Below are 22849 nucleotides of genomic sequence, written 5' to 3' on the forward strand. Positions count from 1 at the left end.
TGTCGCCTGTTATGCCGGGTGGCGGCTTCGCCTTACCCGGCCTGGTTTCCCCACAATCTGCGGGAATTATTCTCGATCTTCCCGCTTAAACGCCGTTTCTGCATGGTTCTGGTCCAGCTTGTTGACAGGCCCGCCGCCGCCAGCAGACGCTGATACTGTTCGTCGTCAAACGGCATATGCCAGGCGATAGCGCAGGCGTCATGTACCGATACGTCGCTCAGGCGTGACACCAGCTTCAGGGGCGCATCCGCCGATACCTGCCCTGCCAGCACCACCCGATAGAGCCAGCCGGTTTTCGCCGCGTTCTGCATCTGCGTAGCCATATCGCTGATGCCGAAATGGAAGTTGAGTTTGAAGCACGGCGAGCGCGGCTGGGTCACCTGGATCAGGGCATCCCCCCAGCGAAAGATGTCGCCGATAAAGACGTTCTCCTCCGTCAGCCCCTCGGTTGAGAGGTTTTCGCCAAACGCCGGGGCGACAAACAGATCGGCCTGAGCGGGAAATTCCCTTGCCCAGTGCTGATAGTGCTCCCGCGGATAGTGGCACAACGCGCGGTCGGGCCCGCCGTGGATCTTCTTTTCCGCCTGCTCGTCACCTGCCAGTCCAAGGTCGGTTAAGGTCAGCTCACCGTCGACCTGCACTTTAGCAATTGCGCTCGGGCGGCTGCCGTCGTAGTCCCTTACCTTGCCTGTAAACACATTCACCGGGTAATGCATCTCTACTCCTTCAGATACAAAAAAAGCGAGTCATCAGACTCGCTTCTCACAGAAGGCTTTGCAACCTTATTTTTTAGCAGCGAAACGTGCCGCAGCTTCGTCCCAGTTGACGACGTCCCAGAAGGCTTTGATGTAGTCCGGACGACGGTTCTGGAATTTCAGGTAGTAAGCGTGTTCCCACACGTCCAGACCCAGGATTGGGAAACCGGATGCGCCAGAGATCGCTTCACCCATCAGCGGGGAGTCCTGGTTAGCCGTAGAGACTACCGCCAGTTTGTCGCCTTTCAGAACCAGCCACGCCCAGCCGGAGCCGAAACGGGTAGCAGCCGCTTTTTCAAACTCAGCTTTGAAGTTCTCAACGGAGCCGAAGTCGCGCTCAATAGCGGATTTCAGGTCGCCCTGCAGAGTAGTACCGGTTTTCAGGCCTTTCCAGAACAGGCTGTGGTTAGCATGGCCGCCCGCGTTGTTGCGCAGTACGGTTTTCTTGTCGGCTGGCAGCTGATCCAGTTTGGTGATCAGCTCTTCAACCGGCAGGCTCGCGAATTCTGGCAGGCTTTCCAGCGCCGCGTTGGCGTTGTTAACGTAAGTCTGGTGGTGTTTGGTGTGATGGATTTCCATCGTCTGCTTGTCGAAATGCGGCTCCAGGGCGTCGTAAGCGTACGGCAGGGATGGCAGGGTATAGCTCATAATCATCTCCATTATTGTCGGGCGGCAAACGTGTTAATGCCGCGTAAGCAGTTGGTTCATTATAGTTAATTAAATGATATTGAAAATGTTTATCAATGCCGTAGTTTTAATAAGGTTATAACTTTTCGTTATGTCACTGATCTGGCGGGGGCTGCGGAGAAGTCAGGGGTAGAGCCGGGATTCTATTACGCGGCGTTATGGCTGCGGTGGCGCCACTGAACCGGGGTCATCCCCACTTCGCGGTTAAACACCACCGAGAAGTAGTTGCTGTCCTCAAAGCCGCACTGCATCGCCACTTCGCTCACCATCAGCTCGGTATGCTGCAGCAGATACTGGGCGTGGCAGATCCGCAGCTGACGCAGATAGTGGTTCACCGTCATGCCGGTCTGGGTTCGGAACTGCTGGCGCAGGGCGCGCTCGCTGCACTGCTCCTGCTCGCAAAACTTCTCCAGCACAAAGCTGCGGTTCAGGCTGCCAGACAGCGCGGTGATGAGCTTATCCAGCAGCGCTTCCGGCTCGCTGGCGGTCGGGTTGTCCGGGGCGTAGCGGTAGCGTTTGAGCATGATCACCAGCTGGGCAAACAGCAGCTCCGCCAGGTCATAGCCGTGGGGATCGTCCTTCAGGCTCTCCTGCTCCAGTTGGGCAATGATCTGGCGCACCTGAGTCATACCGTTGCTGCCAAGCCGCCAGTGCGGTGCTCCGCGGGCGTTCATAAAGCCGGGGATGTTGGCTCCCCAGTCCACGTTGAGCTTCAGCCGGTCGGGGCAGTAGATGATGTTCTGCAGCACCAGATCGTTCACCGAGGCGTAGGCGTGTTTGTCTTCCGCGCGGATGTAAAACAGGTCACCGCGGGTAATACGGTAGGGGCGATCGTTGAGGATATGCAGGCCGTTGCCGCGCCACACCAGCACCAGCTCGCAGAAGTCGTGGGTATGTTCGGCAAAGACATTCTGCGGATAGCGGTCCGCCACCGCGACGGCCTGAGCAGCGGATGCAAAAAAATCGGCTCTGCGAAGAATCAACTGTCCTGCCACGTCACAACCTCACCGGGGAATAACCTGACATTATTACCCGCTTTGCGGCAATAAAACGGTGATTTTCCTCGCGTTACTGAAGTGAAGCATCCCGGCCCTGGCGAATATCGCGCGGCGACCAGCTAAATTCCCGGCGAAACAGGGTCGAAAAGTGGTTACTGTCGCCGAAACCGCAGCGATAGGCGATATCCGTGACGCTATCATCGGTATGGCGCAGCAGATGCCGCGCTTTAATCAGCCGCAGACGGTTCAGGTAGCGCTGCGGCGTCTGTCCGGTGTGCTGTTTGAGCTGGCGATGCAGGGTGCGCAGCGAGAGAGAAAAGTTATCCGCCAGCGTCTCCCAGCAGACATCCTCCGCGTAGTGATCTTCCAGCCAGGCCATCAGCTGGTTGAGGCGGGCGTCGTTATCCGCCGCCCCTTCGACCAGGCTGCCGCGGCGCAGCAGCACCAGCAGCTGCATAAAGAGGATTTCACGGCTGGCGAGGGCGTGGGTCTCCTGCCCCTCTTCAGCCTGCTCCATCTGGCTCACCAGCTGGCGCACCTGTTGCAGCGTGGCCTGGTTCACCCGCCAGTGCGACGGATAGTGCCCGTCCAGCTCCTGGGGCAGGAGCTGGTTCAACCCCGACAAAAACTGGAACGCCTCCGGGGAGCGATAGAGCACGTTGGTCAGGCACAGGTTATCGGTATGTTCATACATGTGCCGGTCATGATCGCGCACGAAGCAGACCGTTCCGCCGCTGATGGTGTACGGCTGGCCGTTGAAGACGTGGATACCCGTACCGTGCTCCACGATCACAATCTCATGAAAATCATGATGATGTTCCGGAAAGGCAGCCTGGGGCAGCCGCGGCTCAATCGCCACAGGCGAGTGGCCTGAAGGAAAAAAATCCACGCTGTGCAGTACGGTCATAACGGGTCACCAGATGATAAGAGTTCTCAAAATAGTAATTTAGGGTTCCCCGCCTCACCTTAAATTTTCGACAGCAAATGGCGCAAACCCTGTCGCTTTTTCAAGAAGCGGCGGGAAAGATCTGGAAATGCGGTCACCGTCACATCGCCTGCAAGTGCCGTTAAAAACGGAAAATGTGAACTCTCTCACGTTCATCTTTGCTTTCTTGCCAGCGCCTGAAATGCGCTGTCAGTAGCAAGAAGGTCGCCTTCCCTTCCCTTTTTTACACTGTCCGGCAATGACTTCAGGAAGGACCGGACCATGACTTTTCGCCATTGTGTGGCTGTCGATTTAGGCGCATCCAGCGGCCGGGTGATGCTGGCAAGCTACCACCGCGAGGCGCGCACGCTTCAGCTTCGCGAAATCCACCGTTTCGTTAACTGTCTGCAAAAGCGGGACGGCTTTGACTGCTGGGATATCGACACCCTGGAAGCGGAGATCCGCACCGGGCTGAATAAGGTTTGTGAAGAAGGCATTCGCATCGACAGCATCGGGATTGATACCTGGGGCGTGGATTATGTGCTGCTGGACAGCAACGGCCAGCGTGTGGGCCTGCCGGTCTCCTACCGCGACAGCCGCACCGACGGGGTAATGGCGCACGCGCTGGCGCAGCTGGGCAAAGCGGAGATCTATGGCCGCAGCGGCATCCAGTTCCTGCCGTTTAATACCCTCTATCAGCTGCGTGCCCTGGTTGAACAGCAGCCGGAGCTGGTGGCGAAGGTCGCCCACGCCCTGCTGATCCCGGACTACTTCAGCTACCGCCTTACCGGCCAGATGAACTGGGAATATACCAACGCCACCACCACCCAGCTGGTGAACATCAATTCCGATACCTGGGACGAGAACCTGCTCAACTGGACCGGCGCGCCGCGCGACTGGTTTGGCACGCCGACCCATCCGGGCAATGTAATCGGTCACTGGATTTGCCCCCGGGAGAATGCCATCCCGGTGGTGGCCGTCGCCAGCCATGACACCGCCAGCGCGGTGATCGCCGCCCCGCTGGCCTCAAAGGATGCAGCGTATCTCTCCTCCGGCACCTGGTCGCTGATGGGCTTTGAGAGCAAAACCCCCTACACCAGCGATAGCGCGCTGGCGGCCAACATCACCAACGAGGGCGGCGCAGAGGGCCGCTACCGGGTGCTGAAAAACATTATGGGGCTGTGGCTGCTACAGCGGGTGCTGAAGGAAAAAGGTATCAGCGACCTGGCTGCCCTGATCGCTGAGACGGAAATCCTGCCGTCGTGCCGCGTCCTGATCAACCCCAATGACGACCGCTTTATCAATCCGGCCAATATGAGCGCCGAGATCCAGGCCGCCTGCCGCGAAAGCGCGCAGCCGGTGCCGGAGAGCGCCGCCGAGCTGGCGCGCTGCATCTTCGACAGCCTCGCCCTGCTCTATGCCGAGGTGCTGCACGAGCTGGCCACCCTGCGCGGGATGCCGTTCAGCCAGCTGCACATCGTGGGCGGCGGCTGCCAGAACCAGCTGCTCAACCAGCTGTGCGCCAACGCCTGCGGCATCACGGTGTTAGCCGGGCCGGTCGAGGCCTCCACCCTCGGCAATATTGGCATTCAGCTGATGACCCTCGACGAACTGAACAACGTCGACCAGTTCCGCCAGGTGGTGACCGGCAACTATGGCCTGACCACCTTTACCCCTCATCCCGATCATGAGATTGCCCGCTACCGAGCGCAGTTTCAGCAACAACGACCGACAAAGGAGCTTTGCGCATGACCACTCAACTTGAACAAGCCTGGGAACTGGCTAAACAGCGTTTCGCCGCCGTGGGCGTGGATGTCGAGGAGGCTCTGCGTCAGCTCGACCGTCTGCCGGTCTCTATGCACTGCTGGCAGGGTGATGACGTCGCCGGTTTTGAGAACCCGGGCGGGGCGCTGACCGGCGGTATTCAGGCCACCGGTAACTATCCGGGCAAGGCGCGTAACGCCGCCGAACTGCGGGCCGATCTGGAGCTGGCCCTGAGCCTGATCCCGGGCCCTAAGCGCCTTAACCTGCACGCCATCTATCTGGAATCCGACGAGCCCGTCGAGCGTAACGCCATCAAACCAGAACATTTTAAAAACTGGGTCGAGTGGGCGAAAGCCAACAAGCTGGGGCTGGATTTTAACCCCTCCTGCTTCTCGCATCCGCTGAGCGCCGACGGCTTTACCCTCGCCCATGCCGACGACGAGATCCGCCAGTTCTGGATCGACCACGTGAAGGCCAGCCGTCGCGTGTCGGCGTACTTTGGCGAGCAGCTTGGCACCCCATCGGTGATGAATATCTGGATCCCGGACGGGATGAAAGACATCACCGTGGACCGCCTCGCCCCACGTCAGCGCCTGCTGGCGGCGCTGGATGAAGCCATCAGTGAAAAGCTCGACCCGGCGCACCACATCGATGCCGTGGAGAGCAAGCTGTTCGGCATTGGCGCCGAGAGCTACACCGTGGGCTCCAACGAGTTCTACATGGGTTACGCCACCAGCCGCCAGACCGCGCTGTGTCTGGACGCGGGTCACTTCCATCCGACTGAAGTCATCTCCGACAAGATCTCCGCCGCGATGCTCTATGTGCCGCACCTGCTGCTGCACGTCAGCCGTCCGGTGCGCTGGGACAGCGACCACGTGGTGCTGCTGGATGACGAAACCCAGGCCATCGCCAGCGAAATTATCCGCCATGACCTGTTTGACCGGGTACATATCGGCCTCGACTTCTTTGATGCCTCCATCAACCGCATCGCGGCGTGGGTGATCGGCACCCGCAACATGAAGAAAGCCCTGCTGCGCGCTCTGCTGGAGCCCACCGCCGAGCTGCGCGCGCTGGAAGCCGCGGGGGATTACACCGCGCGTCTGGCCCTGCTGGAAGAGCAAAAATCACTGCCGTGGCAGGCGGTATGGGAGATGTACTGCCAGCGCAACGACGCCCCGGCGGGCAGCCAGTGGCTGGATAACGTCCGGGCGTATGAGCAGGACGTATTAGCCAGTCGCACGTAAATAACATTGCCGGGTGGCGCTTCGCTTACCCGGCCTACGTTTAGCTGTAGGCCCGGCAAGCGAAGCGCCGCCGGGCGTTTTCAAAGGAATCAAAAAATGCAGACCATCACCCAATCCTGGTTCGTCCAGGGCATGATCAAAGCCACCTCCGACGCCTGGCTGAAAGGCTGGGACGAGCGCAACGGCGGCAACCTGACGCTGCGCCTGGATGACGCGGATATCGCCCCGTTTGAAGCGGATTTCCACGCCAAACCGCGCTATATCGCCCTGAGCCAGCCGATGCCGCTGCTCGCCAACACGCCGTTTATCGTCACCGGTTCCGGCAAATTCTTCCGCAACGTACAGCTCGATCCCACCGCCAATTTAGGGGTGGTAAAAGTGGACAGCGACGGCGCGGGCTACCACATTCTTTGGGGGCTGACTGACGAAGCGGTGCCAACATCTGAACTGCCGGCCCACTTCCTCTCCCACTGCGAGCGCATCAAAGCCACGGGGGGAAAAGACCGCGTGATCATGCACTGCCACGCCACCAACCTGATCGCCCTGACCTTTGTGCTGGAGAACAACTCAGACGTCATCACCCGCCAGCTGTGGGAAGGCAGCACCGAGTGCCTGGTGGTGTTCCCGGATGGCGTGGGCATTCTGCCGTGGATGGTGCCGGGTACCGACGAAATCGGCAGCGCCACGGCGGTGGAGATGCAAAAACATTCGCTGGTGCTGTGGCCATTCCACGGCGTGTTCGGCAGCGGCCCGACGCTGGACGAAACCTTTGGCCTGATCGATACCGCCGAGAAATCGGCGGAAGTGCTGGTAAAAGTTTATTCAATGGGTGGCATGAAGCAGACCATCACCCGGGAAGAACTGATTGCGCTGGGTAAACGCTTTGGCGTTAATCCTGTGCAGTCAGCGTTAGATCTCTACAAATAAGAACATCGCGCCCCGCTCATTGAGACGGGGCGAATCTACACCTGCAAACCCTACAAAACTCAATTAAGTGGAGTAAAAGCAATGAAAATAAAGACAAGCTTGATCCTCACCGTTGCCGCCCTGGCGTTGTCCGGTTCTGCTTTAGCTGAAGTGAAAATCGCCCTGGTGGCGAAATCCTTAGGTAACGGCTTCTTTGAAGCGGCAAACGTGGGTGCCCAGGAGGCAGCTAAAGAGTTGGGGGATGTCAAAGTCATCTATACCGGGCCGACCACCACCACCGCCGAAGCCCAGATCGAAGTCCTCAACGGGTTGATCGCTCAGGGTGTCGATGCGATCGCTATCTCCGCCAACGATCCTGACGCCGTGGTGCCGGTGCTGAAAAAAGCGATGCAGCGCGGGATCAAAGTGGTCTCCTGGGATTCCGGCGTGGCGAAAGCCGGGCGCCAGATCCACCTCAACCCTTCTAATAACGCGCTGATTGGCGAGACCAACGTCAAGCTGGCGGCCGACGCGCTGAAAGCGCTGAATGTGGAGAAAGGCGACGTGGCGGTGCTGAGCGCTACCCCTACCTCTACTAACCAGAACACCTGGATTGCCGAGATGAAAAAGGTGCTGCCGCAGTACCCGTCCGTCAATCTGGTGACCGTGGCCTATGGCGACGATCTCTCTGACAAGAGCTACCGCGAAGCGGTTGGCCTGCTTAAAACCTACCCGGATCTGAAAGTGATCGTCTCCCCGTCGTCAGTCGGTATCGTGGCGGCGGCGCAGGCGGTGAAAGATCAGGGCAAGATCGGCAAAGTGTACGTCACCGGCTTAGGGTTGCCGTCTGAAATGGCGGGCGCGGTGAAATCCGGCGCCAGCAAGAGCTTCGCCATCTGGAACCCGATTGACCTCGGTTATGCCGCGACTTACTTAGCGGATGATCTGGTGAAAGGCACGGCGACCAAAGACGAAGCCAGCATGGGCAAACTGGGCAAAGTGAAACTGGATGCCGACGGCAACGGCGCGATGGCTGAGCCGTTCGTTTACGATGCCAGCAACATTGATAAGTTCTCGAAAATCTTCTGATGCGTTTTGTAGGCCGGATAAGCGTAGCGCCATCCGGCCTACAAAATCCCCTATGGTGGAGAACTATCATGACCCCATTACTGGCACTCAACGGCATCACCAAGGTTTTCCCTGGCGTGCGTGCCCTTGAAAACGTGCAGCTTGAACTCTGGCCCGGCAAAGTCACCGCCCTGATCGGTGAAAACGGCGCGGGCAAATCGACGCTGGTGAAAGTGATGACCGGCATCTACCAGCCCGACGAGGGCGAAATCCTCTATAAAGCGATCCCCATCCAGCTGCCGACCCCTGACGCGGCGCACAAGGTGGGTATTACCGCCATCCACCAGGAGACCGTGCTGTTCGATGAGCTGTCGGTCACCGAAAATATTTTTGTCGGTCAGTATCTCTATAAAGGCTTTTTCAAAAAGCTCGACTGGCCGGAGATGCACCGCCGGGCGCAGGCGATCCTCGCCCGTCTGGAGGTGCAGATTGACCCGCGCGCGACGCTGAAAACCCTGAGCATCGCCCAGCGGCATATGGTGGCGATTGCCCGTGCGCTGTCGTTTGATGCCCAGGTGGTGATCCTCGATGAGCCCACCGCCGCCCTGTCACAGCATGAAATTCTCGAGTTCTATCAGATTGTCGAACGCTTAAAGCAGGAGGGAAAAGCCATCCTCTTTATCTCCCACAAGTTCGACGAGATTTTTGAGCTGGCGGATCACTACACCATCCTGCGCGACGGCGTATTTGTCGGCGCCGGGGCCATCAACGACATCACCGAAGAGCGGATGGTGGCGATGATGGTGGGGCGCGCCATTACCCAAACCTTCCCGAAGGTGGAATGCGAAAAAGGCGACACGGTGCTGGAGGTGAAAAATCTCTGCCACCCGACCGAGTTCGCCAATATTTCCTTTACCCTGCGCAAAGGCGAAATCCTCGGCTTCTATGGCCTGGTAGGCGCCGGGCGTACCGAGCTGATGCAGGCGCTCTCCGGCGTCTCGCGCCCCTCCTCCGGCAGCATTGTGCTGAACGGCAAAGCGCAGCATTTCCGCCAGCCGGCGGACGCCATCAGAGCCGGGATCGTCTGCGTGCCGGAAGAGCGCCAGAAGCAGGGGGCGATTATCGAGCTGTCGATTGCCCAGAACATCAGCCTGCCCCAGCTTGGCAAACTCAACGCCAGCGGCGTGCTGAACGACGCGCGCGAGTGGCAGCTGGCGGATGAATATGCAAAGCGGCTGCAGGTGAAAGCCTTTAGCTGGAAACAGGCGGTGGAAACCCTCTCTGGCGGCAACCAGCAGAAAGTGGTGATTGGCAAATGGCTGGCGACCCATCCTGACGTCATCATTCTGGATGAACCGACCAAAGGGATCGATATCGGCTCCAAAGCGGCGGTGCATCAGTTTATGTCCGAGCTGGTCGGTCAGGGGCTGGCGGTGATCATGGTCTCCTCTGAACTACCGGAAGTGATGGGCATGGCCGACAGGATCATCGTCATGCATGAAGGGTTAATGGTGGCGGAGTATCAGGCGGGGGGCGCGACGGCGGAAACCATCGTCAGCGCCGCCAGCGGTGCCAGACAGGAGGCCGCATAATGGTGCAACAACTGCTTAAACACCGCGAGGCGCTGCTGGCGGCGGTGATTGTGCTGATGGTGATCGCCATCGGCACCCGCGTCCCGTCGTTTATCGCGCCGGGCAACCTGGTGGAGATGTTTAACGACACCTCGATTCTGATCATCCTCGCCCTCGGCCAGATGATGGTGCTGCTCACCAAAGGCATCGACCTGTCGATGGCGGCGAACCTGGCGCTGACCGGGATGATTGTCGCCCTGATTAACTTTCATTACCCCGAGGTGCCGGTCTGGGTGCTGCTCATTCTGGCGACGGCCCTGGGCCTGCTGATGGGCGTTATCAACGGTCTGCTGGTGTGGAAGATGGGCATCCCGGCGATTGTGGTAACGCTCGGCACCATGAGCATCTACCGCGGGATTATCTTCTTGCTCTCCGGCGGGGGCTGGGTCAACTCCAACCAGATGGGGGCGGATTTCCTCGGCCTGCCGCGTGCGTCGGTGCTGGGTTTACCGGTGCTGAGCTGGTGCGCCATCGCCGCCCTGCTGCTGGTGGGCTATTTCCTGCGCTACAGCCGCACCGGGCGGGCGCTCTACACCGCAGGCGGTAACGCCACGGCGGCGTACTACACCGGGATCAACGCCGGCAAAATGCAGTTTGTCAGCTTCTGCCTCTCCGGGGCGCTGGCCGGGTTCTGCGGCTATCTGTGGATCTCGCGCTTCGCGGTGGCCTATGTCGATGTGGCGAACGGCTTTGAACTCCAGGTAGTGGCGGCCTGCGTGATCGGCGGCATCAGTACCATGGGCGGCACTGGCCGGGTGTTAGGTTGCCTGTGCGGAGCGCTCTTCCTCGGCGTCATCAACAATGCCCTGCCGGTGATCGGCGTATCGCCGTTCTGGCAGATGGCGATTTCCGGGACGGTGATTGTGATTGCGGTGCTGCTCAATGAACGCGGCAACAAGCGCAAAGGACGGCTGATCCTGCGCGATGCGGCGCTGGCACGTCAGAAACAGGCGGTAAGATCATGAGTAAAGTGATGACCTCTGAAGAGATGAAAAATACCCCGGCTCCGGCGGGCATTTTCCAGCGCCTGCTGTGCTGGGAGGGTTTTCTGCTGGCGGTCACCCTGGCGGTGTTCGTGGGCAATGCCCTGGCCTCCCCGTACTTCCTGAATATCTGGAACCTGTCGGATGCGACCTTCAACTTCACCGAAAAGGCGATCATCGTGCTGCCGATGGCGATGCTGATTATCGCCCGGGAGATTGACCTGTCGGTGGCCTCCACTATCGCCCTGAGCTCCACGGTGATGGGCTTCTGCGCGGCGGCGGGGCTGGATACACCGTGGCTGGTCTGCGTGGGGTTAGGGGTTGGCCTGCTGTGCGGGCTGTTCAACGGCCTGCTGGTGACCCGCTTTAACCTGTCGTCGATTGTGATCACCATCGGCACCATGAGCCTCTACCGCGGCATCACCTACATTCTGCTGGGTGACCAGGCGCTTAATACCTGGCCGGAGAGCTTCGCCTGGTTCGGCCAGGGATACGTCTGGGGTGCGCTGTCGTTTGAGTTCGCGCTGTTTATGGTGCTGGCGGTGGTGTTTGCCTTCGTGCTGCACAAAACCAACTTCGGGCGTCGTACCTACGCCATCGGCAATAACCCCACCGGGGCATGGTATTCCGGCATCAACGTCAAGCGTCACAATCTGATCCTCTTCGCCCTGGTGGGGCTGATGGCCGGGCTGGCCTCGGTGCTGCTCACCTCGCGTCTGGGCAGTACCCGCCCGACGATTGCGATGGGCTGGGAGCTGGCGGTGGTGACCATGGCGGTGCTTGGCGGGGTCAATATTCTCGGCGGTTCCGGCAGCATGGTAGGCGTGATTATCGCCGCCTTCCTGATGGGGCTGGTCACCTTCGGCCTGAGCCTGCTCAACGTGCCGGGCATCGTGATGTCGGTAATTATCGGCGCGATGCTGATTGTGGTGATCTCCCTGCCGATCATCACCCGCCGCGTGATGCAGCGAAGACGGATCTAGTGCCGGGTGGCGCTGTGTACAAGCGCAGCGCCGCCGGGCATAAAAATCACCGTAATTAAGGAGAATTATCATGAGCTTTATGTTGGCGCTGCCGAAAATCAGCCTGCACGGCGCAGGCGCAATCGGCGATATGGTTAAGCTGGTGGCAAACAAACAGTGGGGCACCGCGCTGATTGTCACCGACGGTCAGCTGGTAAAAATGGGCCTGCTCGACAGCCTGTTTACCGCCCTCGACGCAGAGCAGATGTCGTATCATCTGTTTGACGCGGTCTTCCCGAATCCGACGGAAGAACTGGTGCAGCAGGGCTTTGCCGCTTTCCAGGATGCGCAGTGCGATTACATCATTGCCTTCGGGGGCGGCAGCCCGATCGACACCGCCAAAGCGATTAAAATTCTCACCGCCAATCCTGGCCCGTCTACCGCTTATTCCGGCGTCGGCAAAGTGCTCAACCCCGGCGTGCCGCTGGTGGCCATCAACACCACCGCAGGTACGGCGGCAGAGATGACCAGCAATGCGGTGATCATCGACTCTGCCCGTCAGGTCAAAGAGGTGATTATCGACCCGAACATCATCCCGGACATTGCCGTGGATGACGCCAGCGTGATGCTCGATATTCCGGCCTCCGTCACCGCCGCCACCGGGATGGACGCCCTGACCCACGCCATCGAAGCCTATGTCTCCGTCGGCGCTCACCCCCTCACCGATGCCAACGCGCTGGAGGCGATTCGCCTGATCGCCCACTGGCTACCGGAGGCGGTCGACAACGGACATAACCTGGAGGCGCGCGAGCAGATGGCCTACGGCCAGTATCTGGCAGGTATGGCCTTTAACAGCGCCGGACTGGGACTGGTGCATGCCCTGGCCCACCAACCGGGGGCCACGCACAACCTGCCGCACGGCGTGTGCAACGCCATCCTGCTGCCGATCATCGAAAACTTTAACCGCCCGAACGCCGTGGAACGCTTTGCCCGCGTGGCCCAGGCGATGGGCGTGGATACCCGCGAGATGAGCGACGAAGCGGCCAGCATGGCGGCGATCAACGCCATCCGCACCCTGAGCAGTCGCGTCGGTATTCCATCCGGCTTCAGCAAGCTGGGCGTCACCAAAGCCGACATCGAAGGCTGGCTCGACAAAGCCCTCGCCGACCCCTGCGCCCCCTGCAACCCACGCAGCGCCAGCCGCGACGAGGTGCGCGAACTCTATCTGGAGGCATTATGATCCGCAAAGCCTTTGTGATGCAGGTGAACCCTGACGCACACGAGGAGTATGAACGTCGCCACAACCCCATCTGGCCCGAGCTGGAAGCGGTGCTGAAAGACCACGGCGCCCACCATTACGCCATTTATCTCGATAAAGAACGTCACCTGCTGTTTGCCACGGTGGAGATCGAATCGGAAGAGCGCTGGAACGCGGTGGCGAATACCGATGTCTGCCAGCGCTGGTGGAAATATATGGGGGAGGTGATGCCCGCTAACCCGGACAACAGCCCGGTGAGCACCGGGCTGAAAGAGGTGTTTTACCTGGCCTGATGTGTTAACGCTGCCGCGCTCGCGGCAGCGATCTCCCGCTTACTGCTCAACGTAAACGCCGACAACACCGTCACCGCCAGCACAAAACAGCCCAGCATCAGGTAGGTATCCTGGAAGCCGATCCGGTCATACATATTCCCGGCAAAGGCGGAGAGAAAAATCGCCGCCAGCTGTTTGGCGAAGTTGAAGCCAATCAGGTAGATGGTTGCGGACAGCCGGGTATCGAACACCCCCGTGATGTACTTGAACGCCCCCACCAGCAGGAACGGGACTTCCAGCGCGTGGAGCATCTTCAGGGCCACCACTTCGACGGCGGTGGTGGCAAATGACGAACCGATAATACGCGTCGCCATGATCACCCCGGCAATCAGCAGCGTATTTTTCGCGCCAATGCGGTTTATGATCCACGGTGAGCAGAACATGATGATGGCGTTGCAAATCTCTCCGGCAGTGGTCGCAAAACCGAACGCACGCGTGCCCTCCTCCGGCGTGGCGAAGAAGGTTTTAAAGAAGGTGGCGAACTGCTGATCGAAGACGTCATAGACGCAGGCCACGCCAATCACGTACAGAATAAACATCCACATTTTGCGCTGGCGGAACAGGTTGATGACGGTTTTGACGGTGATCTGCGGCTGGTTCGCGCCAAGGGCATTCATCACCTGCGCGGTCTGGTTCGGCTTCGGTTTAGCCACCACCAGCAGCAGCATCAGGACCAGCGCCGCGGCGGAGCCCATCCAGAAGACATACGACGGATCGATGCCAAACAGGATGCCGCCCGTCGAGGCGCACAGCCCCCAGCCGAGGCAGCCAAACATGCGCGCCTTGCCGTACTCAAAGAAGCTGTTGCGGCTTACGCGCTCAATATAGGCCTCAATGGCGCCCGATCCCGCCGAGAAGACAAAGCCGATATAGACCCCACCGCTCAGCGCCCCGAGCCAGATGTTGGTCTTCAGCAGCGGGGCGAAGACGTAGAGGAAAAAGGGCGCGAAGAGAAACAGCAGGACCGCGATGATCCACAGCAGATGTTTTTTCAGCCCCAGCTTGTCCGACACCACCCCCAGCACCGGCTGGAATGAGATGGCAAACAGCGAGATGCAGGAGAAGACGATCCCGGTATGGGTTTTATTCAGACCAATGATATCCGACAGCCAGATCGGCAGGAACGGAAAGCAGGTGGCCATGATGAAGAAGTAGAGAAAGAAGAACGACCCGAAGATCCAGAAGTTCGGATTGTCTTTATGGGTACAGGCAGTCGTGTTCATTATTTTTATCCTCAACTCAGGGCCGGTTGCCCGGCCCGTTACCCTTATACGCGTTCAACGCCAATCAGAATGGCGGTTTCCGGATCCAGAACCGGCAGGGCCAGCCCCGCCTGCATCAACCATTCGCCGCTCACCGTTTGCGGCGTCTCCATCCAGGCCGGCAGCTTGCGCATGGTGTGCCCTCCCTCCCCGGTCAGGCGGATATTGGGGTGATCGAGCAGCGTGATGCGGTACCGGGCGTTGGCCGCCAGCCCCGGCATACGCAGCGGCATCATCAGGGTGTAGTCCGGCATCGCCATCTGGCTGACAATAAACAGCCCCTGACGCTGATCCGCGCTCACAATTCCCTGCGCCAGGGTGGTGCTGTCCGGCATATCCACCCGCCACTGGGTGCCGTGGTGGATCACCTCGCGCCACTGCTTATGCAGGGCCGCGTAGTGCCGGTAGCCTTCACGCTCCTGCTCATCCACGGCGAGGGGATCCAGCTCCAGCCCCATATGGCCGAACAGCGCCGTCAGGCCCCGGAAGGCGATGCTGTGCTGGCGGAAAGTGGCGTGACATTTATGATGACCGATGTGCGCGCCCATCACCTCCGGCGGGAAGAAGTAGCTCATGCCACGCTGGATAGTATTACGTTCCAGCGCGTCGTTGTTATCCGAGGCCCAGAAGCGATGGCAGCGGGTCAGCACTTCATAGTCAATACGCCCGCCACCCGAGGAGCAGGATTCAAACTCCACGTGCGGGAAGCGCTCGCCCAGGATATCCAGCAGGCGGTAGAACCGGCGGGTCTGGGCATCGGCCGCGGCCTTACCGTTATGGCCCGGCTGCACCAGCTCGCGGTTCATGTCCCACTTCACATAGTCAACCTGATGCTCACCCAGCAGCCAGCTCATGCGCTCCAGCAGGTAGTCGAAAGCGGCAGGAATGTTGAGGTTCAGCACCCACTGGTGGCGGCCGGTGGCCTGTTCATACCCCGGCAGGGCCAGCACCCAGTCCGGGTGGGCGCGACAGAGATCGGAGTTCGGGTTAATCATCTCCGGCTCAACCCAGATGCCAAACTCCATCCCGAGATCTTTGACGTGGTTGATCACCGGCGTCAGGCCGTTGGGGTATTTCTGCTCGTCGAGATACCAGTCCCCCAGCGCGGCATGGTCGTCGTTGCGGCCTTTGAACCAGCCGTCGTCGATGATAAAGCGCTCCACCCCCAGCGAGGCCGCTTCATCCGCCATCCGCATGATGTATTCCGGGTCGTGGTTAAAGTAGATCCCCTCCCAGGTGTTGAGATGCACCGGGCGCGGTTTGTTCTCCGGAAAGCGGATGATGTTGGCGCGCAGATAGCGGTGGAACTGCTGGCTCATGCCGTTCAGCCCGTGCGCGGAGTAGCTGGCATAAAGGCGTGGCGTCCACAGGGTTTCCCCCTCCTCCACCGCCATTTCCCCCGGCAGGTAGAGCGCTTCGGCCTGCAGATAACGGCGGCCATCGGTTTTGGCCTCCACGCGCAGGCGGTGGTTGCCGCTCCAGCCCAGATGCACGCCCCAGACGTCACCCTGCATTTCGCTAAAGCCCGGCGTGCCGCCGATCAGCGCCGGGAAATGCTCGTGGGAGCTGCGGCCCCGGCGGTTCTCAATCACAAAGCTGTCATGCTCCAGCAGCAGGCGATGCGGCTGAAATTCGCGGATCCAGCGGCCATGAAAGGCCATCACTTCGCGGGCACGCTCCGCCAGCGGCAGGGTGACGGCCAGGCGCTCCACCTGCCACGGCTGGCTTTTGAGGTTAGTCAGGCCGTGACGAACCGCCAGCACGCCGCTGTCATCAAGGGCTATCTCGCTGGTCAGACGCAGGCCAGCGATCTCATCTTCGGCGGTGAGGATCAGACTTTGCCCCTGCTGCGCGACTGCCACGGTCCGAAACCGTGGCGAACCATCCAGACCCTGACGGTGGCCTTCAATGCCCGGCGCGCCAAACAGGCCGTGGGCAAGCTCCGCCATCAGCGTCACCGGCGAGTCAACGTCAAGCCGGCCGTTAGCAATCGGGCGGGAAAGCGTGGCCGCATCCTGCGGCGAAAAGTGGCGAAGGTGTGGCCCCCAGTAAAGAATTTCGGCGAACGGATGGGTTTTGATCACCACATCCACCGTTTCGCTCGCGAGTCGTAAAATAGCCTCTTGCATCGGACATCTCCTGTCATCGGGATATCCTGAGTGTTGATCCGAAACGTTTCGGATACAAACCAAAACGTTTCGGATTTGTGATCGGGTTTAGAAATTAGGGAGAATTATGCCGTCTGGCCCGGAGAGAATTCCGGTTGCCATAACACCTGAAGCTGGCTTATTTCGCTGCCATTAATCAGTTGCAGCACCATATCGGCGATCTGCTTACCCACGCCCTGACGGGTGGACTGGATCACCGCCGCCACGTCGATATCGACAATGCTGTCCTGCGGCAGGCCGTCATACACCACCAGCGACACGGCATGCTCGCCGGTTAAGCGTCCCATCTGCGCCAGCGCCATCGCCGCACCGTCACCGTGAGTGTTGCAATCGGTGACGATCGCTGTCGGGGGCGCATCCAGCGCCAGCAGTTGTTGGGTAGTGGTATAGCCTGCGCGGCGTGAAGGCGGCATGGTGCGCAGCCATTCGCTGGAGAGTCCGGCCTCTTTCAGGGCGTCAAGATAGCCCTGACGGCGCTGAGTGATAAAAGCCTGATTGTGGCTTTCGCCCAGGTACGCGATGCGTTGATGCCCGCGCGCAATCAGGTGCTGGGTGGCAGTATGCGTGCCCGCATAGTTATCAAAGTCGAACCAGGCATAGGGCTTTGGCAGATGGCTGCGCCCGAGCGCCAGGAAGGGGAACCCGGCGGCCTGCAACTGCTCCAGACGCGGATCGTTATCCAGCGTATGGGCCACAATCAGCGCATCCACACGACGGCTCTGCACCATCCGCATATAGCTGTGTTTATCAGCCAGATCGTCATCGGCAATGAGCAGTAAGTCGATCTCATGACGCGCTAATTGGTGGCTAATTTCGCCGACCATGTCCATAAAGACGCTGTTATTGAGCGGAACAGGATGAACCGGAAAGACCAGCCCCACGGCGTCGATCTTGCCCATCTTCAGACGCCGGGCAAAAGTGTTCGGGCGATAGCCGCGCCGCTGCGCTTCAGCCTCCACGCGGGCCCGCGTCTCGCTGGAAACGTCATAATAGCCGTTGAGGGCGCGGCTTACCGTCGTTACCGACAGTCCCAGTTCTTTAGCAATGGCTTTAAGCGACATGATTATCCGTGTCTTTGGGTTAGTTTTGTTCCGCCACCATGAGCGCATACGTATCGGGCTCAAGGGCTTTGAAGAGATGCGGCTGGTCGGCAGGATAGCAAATATAGTCCCCTGGCCCCAGCTCCTCGGGCGATTCGGTCAGGCCAATCAGCGCCCGCCCCTTCATCACAATAATATGCTCAACCGAACCCGGCGGGTGCGGATGGGAGATACGATCCGCGCCGGGCTGGGCCATCAAAATATAGATATCGCGTCGGGCGCCCGGCGGGCATGCCGCCAGTAAAATGGCCTCATAGTTTGCCTGTTCCGCCACCACTTTTGTGCCTTCACCCAGGCGGATCACCTGGGTGGCAGGCTGCTGCGGTTCAAGCAGGCGGGCAAACGGAATATCCAGCGCCACACAGAGCGACCATAACGTTTCGAGGCTGGGGTTGCCGTTACCGGACTCCAGCTGGGAGAGCGTGGATTTGGCGATCCCGGCACGGCGGGCGATCTCCGCCAGTGAAAGCCCGGTCCGCGTGCGCTCTCGCACCAGACTTTTGGCGATCACGCTAATTGGCTGCGTCATAAAACGATCTCACACACTGTTAAAACGAACGAATCGTTCATCTTGATAAACGATCTTATTGCGTTCATTATAATGGATACTCGTTCGATATGGCTAAATTTGTATGAAGCACACATTCTCTTGTCTCAATGGCGACACGGTCAAAGCCATCATCCTGGTCTGTCTGGCGGTGGGCGTCGTGGGGATGTCCTACGGCTCGCTGGCGATGGCGTACGGTTTTCCGCTGTGGGTGCCGTTTGTTCTCTCCATTTCGGTGCTGGCGGGCGCCTCGGAATTTATGTTTATCGGCATTGTCGCCAGCGGCGGTAATCCCCTTGCCGCGGCCGCCGCCGGGCTGCTGGTCAATGCCCGCCACGTACCATTTGGCGTAACGGTGCGTGAGCTGGTGGGCAAACGCGGCGCCAGCTTGCTGGGCTGTCACATTATGAATGACGAAAGCGTGGTCTTTGGCCTGTCGCAAAAAACGCCGGAACAGCGTAAAGCCGCCTACTGGCTCTGCGGCCTGGGGGTGGCCATCATCTGGCCGCTGGGCACCCTGCTGGGAGCGATGGTCGGCAAACTGCTGCCGGAGCCGGAGACCATCGGGCTGGATGCGGTCTTCCCGGCCATTTTGCTGGCCTTAGTCGTGCCCGCCTTTAAAAACCGCACCACGCTGATTCGCGCCTGTAGCGGGGCGGCGTTGTCCCTGGCCGCGGTGCCGTTTGCGCCGGTGGGGCTGCCGGTGCTGCTCTCCCTGCTTGGCCTCGCGGCGAGGAAGAAATAATGGAAAATATAACCGTCTTTATTCTCGGCATCGCCCTGCTTTCCGCAGGCACCTACCTGATGCGTCTCGGCGGGGCGAAACTGGGCAGCCGGTTAGCGCTGTCTGAACGCTCCCAGGCGCTGCTCTCGGATGCGGCAACGGTGTTGCTCTTTTCGGTGGCGCTGGCGACCACCTTCTATGAAGGAGAACATTTCGCCGGGATGGCGCGGGTGTTGGGTGTGGCCTTTGCGGTGTTCCTCGCCTGGCGCAAGGTGCCGTTGATTTTCGTGATTGTCGCGGCGGCGGTGGTTACGGCGCTATTACGTCTGGCGGGCATAAACTAAAAAAGCGCCCCGGGGGCGCTCTTTCGACAGATGCTGTGTGCTTATTTGTTCAGTTCAGCGGTCATGTGTACACGGTTACCGGAGAAGGCCTGGGTAATGGTGTAAGAGGAAGCGCCTGCCTGCTCAGCCTGAGCGGCAATTTTCGCTTCCGCGCCATCAATGGTGCTGGCGGATGCGGTGACGGACTGGGCAGCGAAAGAACCGAAAGAAGTAGCCAGAGCGATAACAGCGACAAAAATTTTGATGCTTTTCATGATAGTGACCCTTTCAATAAGTTGTTGGTGTAAGGCGTCGTGCCTTGATGTGATAAATAATAGGCCTCATCACCAACAACTGATAGCGGAAGGATTTGCTTACTTAATTCAAAATTACTGATTTAAATACCTGCTTTTAATCCCACACAAAATTCCCGGCGATCGGGATCACATTCCAGCCAAAACAGGGTTTCATTTTCGTGTCACGACGGGGAAAGTAATCAGTGTCGAATCATAAAGTTAGTGTCTAGTGTCTAACTACTTTCGACACTTTTTTCTACTCTACGCAGGACAATAACTGATGGCTCTGTCAGCGAAAGAAAAGCTATTCCATAAAATTTTAACGCATTATGCTGCCAGCCCTTCTGGTTTCACGGCTCAGGACTGTGCTGACTTTATGCCAGTTAACCGCAGCGTACTTAGCCATTACCTGAACAGGCTTTGCGATGATGGTCAGTTAAGTAAGGAAAATACCCGCCCCGTCCGCTTCTATGTCCGCCAGAACAACACCGAAACGCTATCATCTTCTCATTTAGTGTCGAAAAGAGAGGACGTCTTTCAGACGCTGATTGGCGCAAAAGGAAGTCTGGCAGAGGCGGTGGCACTCTGTCGTTCCGCAGTGGATTACCCAGGCGAAGGTTTGCCGGTACTGATCTCCGGTGAAAGCGGCGTGGGGAAAAGCCATCTGGCGATGCTTATTCACCGCTATGCGGTGGAGCGTGGCGTCGTGGCTGCGGAGAAACCTTTTGTTGAGCTGAACTGCGCCGATTACGCCAACAACCCTGAACTGCTGTCAGCCACCCTTTTTGGCTATACCCGTGGCGCCTTTACGGGGGCCGATCGTGAAAAGCGCGGTGCTTTTGATGAGGCCGATGGCGGTTTTCTGTTTCTGGATGAAGTTCATCGTCTGTCGGCGGAGAATCAGGAGAAACTCTTCCTGTTTATGGACAAAGGCTATTTCTACCGTCTGGGGGATAACCGAACCCGTCACCCTGCCTCGCTGCGCTTTATCTTCGCCACCACGGAAAATATCGAGACGGTATTACTTAACACCTTTCGCCGACGGATCCCGGTCCGCGTGACGCTGCCCAACTATTTATCGCGTTCGCTAACCGAACGCGTTGCTCACGTCAGCCATTTTCTCCAGCAGGAAGCGCGCAGCTTGCGGCGGGACATTCACCTCGACAATTTGCTTATGCACCAGCTGGTGACCTCTCCGGTGCGCGGCAATATTGGCGAACTTAAAAACCAGATCAAAGTCATGTGTGCCAGCGCGTGGAGCGATCGCCGCGATGCGGCGGTCATCTTGCTACGGAGCGCGCAGACCAGCGGTGAAACCCTGGTGATTTCTGCACGCCAGCCTGGCGATACGCCCGATGCCAGCATAGTCATCCCAAAGGCGATGCACGATGCAGTGATCTTCCGTGAGTTCTGCCATAGCGGCAACGTCCTGCTACTGAACCGTAAGATGGAGCAGCTGCTGACCTCAGTGAGTGGCATCATGGCTCCGGAAGCCATTTATAGCGGCTATCTGTGGCAAAACACCATGCACGCGATAAATGAACTCGAGATCCAGACCGGTGTTCCCTGTGGGCAGGAGATCCGTAAAGCGGTCTGGCTCTGTCTGAACTATGCGTTGAATACACCTCAACAACCAGACGCGGTTAGTGAGTTGCAAAACATCTCAGATTACGTCTCCGGCAAAGCCCGGCTGCTGGCGGAAGAGTGCCTCGCGCTGCTGGCAAAGCACGTGGTTAACCAGCCCCTGCCCTTGCTTATGCCGCTGCTGAGCTGCGCGTTTCACACCCAGGCCGGAGAAGATGATCTTATCCAGGGCATCATTGTCTCGCATGGCCGCTCTACCGCCTCCAGCATTGCTGGCATCGCCAACCAGCTGACCGGCGGCTATTACTTCAAAGCCTTCGATATGCCCAATGCGACATCCACCCGGGAAATTATCGATTTACTGATTACGCATCTTTCCCGCCTCAGACAAGGTGCCGGATTAATCATCCTGGTGGATATGGGGTCGCTAAAGGAGATCTACGAAGAGATTAAGCTTCATCTGCACGGCGAGCTGCTGGTGATTAACAATGTCAGCACCGCGATGGCGCTGGATATTGCCTCCAGAATTCAGGAACAGCAGTCGATGGAGGCCATCATCGAAGGCACCAAAGGCGCTTATGAGGTGGAAGCACGCTACTACGCGGGGATGCAGCCCGGCAATAAAATCATTATCTCCTGCATCTCTGGTGAAGGCATCTCACGAAAGTTGAAAGATATCGTTCAGCGTTACCTTGCCCAGGAAAGCATCGACATCATTACGATGGAATATGACGATCTGAAATGGAAAATTACCCGCGCCGACCCTGCCCTGAACGGTACGCGTCTCATCATCACCACCACCGATCTGGAGGCGGGCTATATACCGCTGATTAGCGTCGAGCAGTTGATTAAAGAGAAAACTCAAATCCTGAAACGTGACTACTTCCACGGGCTGCTGACGGACGGCGGCCTGGAGCCGATGGTGGAAGAGGTAGTGAAACTCTTCACCGTAGAAGGCGTTGCCAGCCGCCTGAACTTCCTCAATCCGGTGGTCATCATCGATGAAGTGGAAGCGGTGATTAAACAGTACGAAGCATTCTATAAAATCCATTTCGAGAGCTACCTGCGCATCAATCTCTTTATGCACATTGCGCTGATGATTGAACGGGTAATGGTGAATAACGGCGTGCGCCAGCGCGAAGAGGCGCAACTTACACCCGAGCAGACGGCCTTCGTTGCCGTACATGACACCTTTTTCCAGGCGCTAAATCGCAAATACAACATCACTCTCCCTCTCACTGAAGTGTTGATGATTTACGAAATTATGGAGCCGTGGATTGCCACTGATGCCCTTTCGTAATCCGTGACGCCAGCGCAGGCTGGCGCACGCTT

General features: G+C 58.7%; 21 protein-coding genes. 12 read left to right on the forward strand and 9 right to left on the reverse strand.

The window, feature by feature from the left end; translation table 11 throughout:
* Nucleotides 1-32: 32 nt before the first annotated feature.
* The 4 genes from yiiM to rhaS (C2U54_RS04265) all read right to left on the reverse strand — a co-directional run bounded on the left by yiiM (nt 33) and on the right by rhaS (C2U54_RS04265) (nt 3347).
* On the reverse strand, nt 33-716 hold the full coding sequence (yiiM, locus tag C2U54_RS04250; protein WP_103177524.1) for a 6-hydroxyaminopurine reductase: 684 nt from the start codon (nt 714-716) through the stop codon (nt 33-35).
* Between the two features lie 66 nt (nt 717-782).
* Nucleotides 783-1403: a superoxide dismutase [Mn] gene (sodA, locus tag C2U54_RS04255; RefSeq protein WP_103177525.1), complete on the reverse strand. Its 621-nt coding sequence runs from the start codon at nt 1401-1403 to the stop codon at nt 783-785.
* A 185-nt stretch (nt 1404-1588) separates the two neighbouring features.
* Entirely contained in the window at nt 1589-2437 is an 849-nt protein-coding gene (rhaR, locus tag C2U54_RS04260) for an HTH-type transcriptional activator RhaR (RefSeq protein ID WP_103177526.1), read from the reverse strand.
* 73 nt (nt 2438-2510) lie between these two features.
* Nucleotides 2511-3347 (reverse strand): HTH-type transcriptional activator RhaS, encoded by an 837-nt coding sequence (gene rhaS / locus C2U54_RS04265; RefSeq protein WP_103177527.1) that lies wholly within the window; start codon nt 3345-3347, stop codon nt 2511-2513.
* A 300-nt stretch (nt 3348-3647) separates the two neighbouring features.
* Between rhaS (C2U54_RS04265) and rhaB the strand changes: the two genes are divergently transcribed.
* The 9 genes from rhaB (at nt 3648) to rhaM (ending at nt 13474) form a co-directional block, all read left to right on the forward strand.
* A complete protein-coding gene (gene rhaB, locus C2U54_RS04270; RefSeq protein ID WP_103177528.1) occupies nt 3648-5117 on the forward strand; it encodes a rhamnulokinase in 1470 nt (489 codons plus the stop codon).
* Nucleotides 5114-6373 carry an L-rhamnose isomerase gene (gene rhaA / locus C2U54_RS04275; RefSeq protein WP_103177529.1) on the forward strand — a complete coding sequence of 420 codons (1260 nt, stop codon included), beginning with the start codon at nt 5114-5116 and terminating at the stop codon, nt 6371-6373. The genes rhaB and rhaA overlap by 4 nt, the downstream gene beginning before the upstream one ends.
* Nucleotides 6374-6469: 96 nt before the next feature.
* Nucleotides 6470-7300, forward strand: coding sequence for a rhamnulose-1-phosphate aldolase (rhaD, locus tag C2U54_RS04280; RefSeq protein ID WP_103177530.1), 831 nt, complete (start codon nt 6470-6472; stop codon nt 7298-7300).
* A gap of 81 nt (nt 7301-7381) precedes the next feature.
* On the forward strand, nt 7382-8368 hold the full coding sequence (gene rhaS, locus C2U54_RS04285; protein ID WP_103177531.1) for a rhamnose ABC transporter substrate-binding protein: 987 nt from the start codon (nt 7382-7384) through the stop codon (nt 8366-8368).
* A gap of 68 nt (nt 8369-8436) precedes the next feature.
* Complete coding sequence (locus C2U54_RS04290) at nt 8437-9939, forward strand: sugar ABC transporter ATP-binding protein (protein ID WP_103177532.1); 1503 nt, start codon at nt 8437-8439, stop codon at nt 9937-9939.
* Complete coding sequence (locus C2U54_RS04295) at nt 9939-10943, forward strand: ABC transporter permease (protein ID WP_103177533.1); 1005 nt, start codon at nt 9939-9941, stop codon at nt 10941-10943. Before C2U54_RS04290 ends, C2U54_RS04295 begins: the two co-directional genes overlap by 1 nt.
* Nucleotides 10940-11944 (forward strand): ABC transporter permease, encoded by a 1005-nt coding sequence (locus C2U54_RS04300; RefSeq protein ID WP_103177534.1) that lies wholly within the window; start codon nt 10940-10942, stop codon nt 11942-11944. Before C2U54_RS04295 ends, C2U54_RS04300 begins: the two co-directional genes overlap by 4 nt.
* A gap of 70 nt (nt 11945-12014) precedes the next feature.
* The gene (fucO, locus tag C2U54_RS04305; protein ID WP_103177535.1) at nt 12015-13163 is read left to right on the forward strand and encodes a lactaldehyde reductase; all 1149 of its coding nucleotides are present in this window, start codon (nt 12015-12017) and stop codon (nt 13161-13163) included.
* Nucleotides 13160-13474, forward strand: coding sequence for an L-rhamnose mutarotase (gene rhaM / locus C2U54_RS04310; RefSeq protein ID WP_103177536.1), 315 nt, complete (start codon nt 13160-13162; stop codon nt 13472-13474). The genes fucO and rhaM overlap by 4 nt, the downstream gene beginning before the upstream one ends.
* Here the strand turns inward: rhaM and C2U54_RS04315 are convergent.
* The 4 genes from C2U54_RS04315 to C2U54_RS04330 all read right to left on the reverse strand — a co-directional run bounded on the left by C2U54_RS04315 (nt 13462) and on the right by C2U54_RS04330 (nt 18572).
* Nucleotides 13462-14736 (reverse strand): MFS transporter, encoded by a 1275-nt coding sequence (locus tag C2U54_RS04315; protein ID WP_103177537.1) that lies wholly within the window; start codon nt 14734-14736, stop codon nt 13462-13464. The two genes, rhaM and C2U54_RS04315, sit on opposite strands and share 13 nt — an antisense overlap.
* A gap of 44 nt (nt 14737-14780) precedes the next feature.
* Nucleotides 14781-16904, reverse strand: a complete 2124-nt coding sequence (locus C2U54_RS04320; RefSeq protein WP_103177538.1) for an alpha-galactosidase — start codon at nt 16902-16904, stop codon at nt 14781-14783.
* Nucleotides 16905-17008: 104 nt separating this feature from the next.
* Nucleotides 17009-18004 carry a LacI family DNA-binding transcriptional regulator gene (locus C2U54_RS04325; RefSeq protein WP_103177539.1) on the reverse strand — a complete coding sequence of 332 codons (996 nt, stop codon included), beginning with the start codon at nt 18002-18004 and terminating at the stop codon, nt 17009-17011.
* A 19-nt stretch (nt 18005-18023) separates the two neighbouring features.
* The gene (locus tag C2U54_RS04330; RefSeq protein ID WP_103177540.1) at nt 18024-18572 is read right to left on the reverse strand and encodes a helix-turn-helix domain-containing protein; all 549 of its coding nucleotides are present in this window, start codon (nt 18570-18572) and stop codon (nt 18024-18026) included.
* 103 nt (nt 18573-18675) lie between these two features.
* On the opposite strand from C2U54_RS04330, the gene C2U54_RS04335 reads away from it, so the two are divergent.
* Complete coding sequence (locus tag C2U54_RS04335; RefSeq protein WP_103177541.1) at nt 18676-19335, forward strand: AzlC family ABC transporter permease; 660 nt, start codon at nt 18676-18678, stop codon at nt 19333-19335.
* On the forward strand, nt 19335-19658 hold the full coding sequence (locus C2U54_RS04340) for an AzlD domain-containing protein (RefSeq protein WP_103177542.1): 324 nt from the start codon (nt 19335-19337) through the stop codon (nt 19656-19658). Before C2U54_RS04335 ends, C2U54_RS04340 begins: the two co-directional genes overlap by 1 nt.
* A gap of 41 nt (nt 19659-19699) precedes the next feature.
* Here the strand turns inward: C2U54_RS04340 and C2U54_RS04345 are convergent, their stop codons facing one another.
* On the reverse strand, nt 19700-19912 hold the full coding sequence (locus tag C2U54_RS04345) for a DUF1471 domain-containing protein (RefSeq protein ID WP_103177543.1): 213 nt from the start codon (nt 19910-19912) through the stop codon (nt 19700-19702).
* Nucleotides 19913-20213: 301 nt separating this feature from the next.
* On the opposite strand from C2U54_RS04345, the gene C2U54_RS04350 reads away from it, so the two are divergent.
* Nucleotides 20214-22817 (forward strand): sigma 54-interacting transcriptional regulator, encoded by a 2604-nt coding sequence (locus tag C2U54_RS04350; RefSeq protein ID WP_103177544.1) that lies wholly within the window; start codon nt 20214-20216, stop codon nt 22815-22817.
* The last annotated feature ends 32 nt before the right edge of the window (nt 22818-22849 follow it).

The organism is Leclercia sp. LSNIH1 (assembly GCF_002902985.1).
Classification (GTDB): Bacteria; Pseudomonadota; Gammaproteobacteria; order Enterobacterales; family Enterobacteriaceae; genus Enterobacter.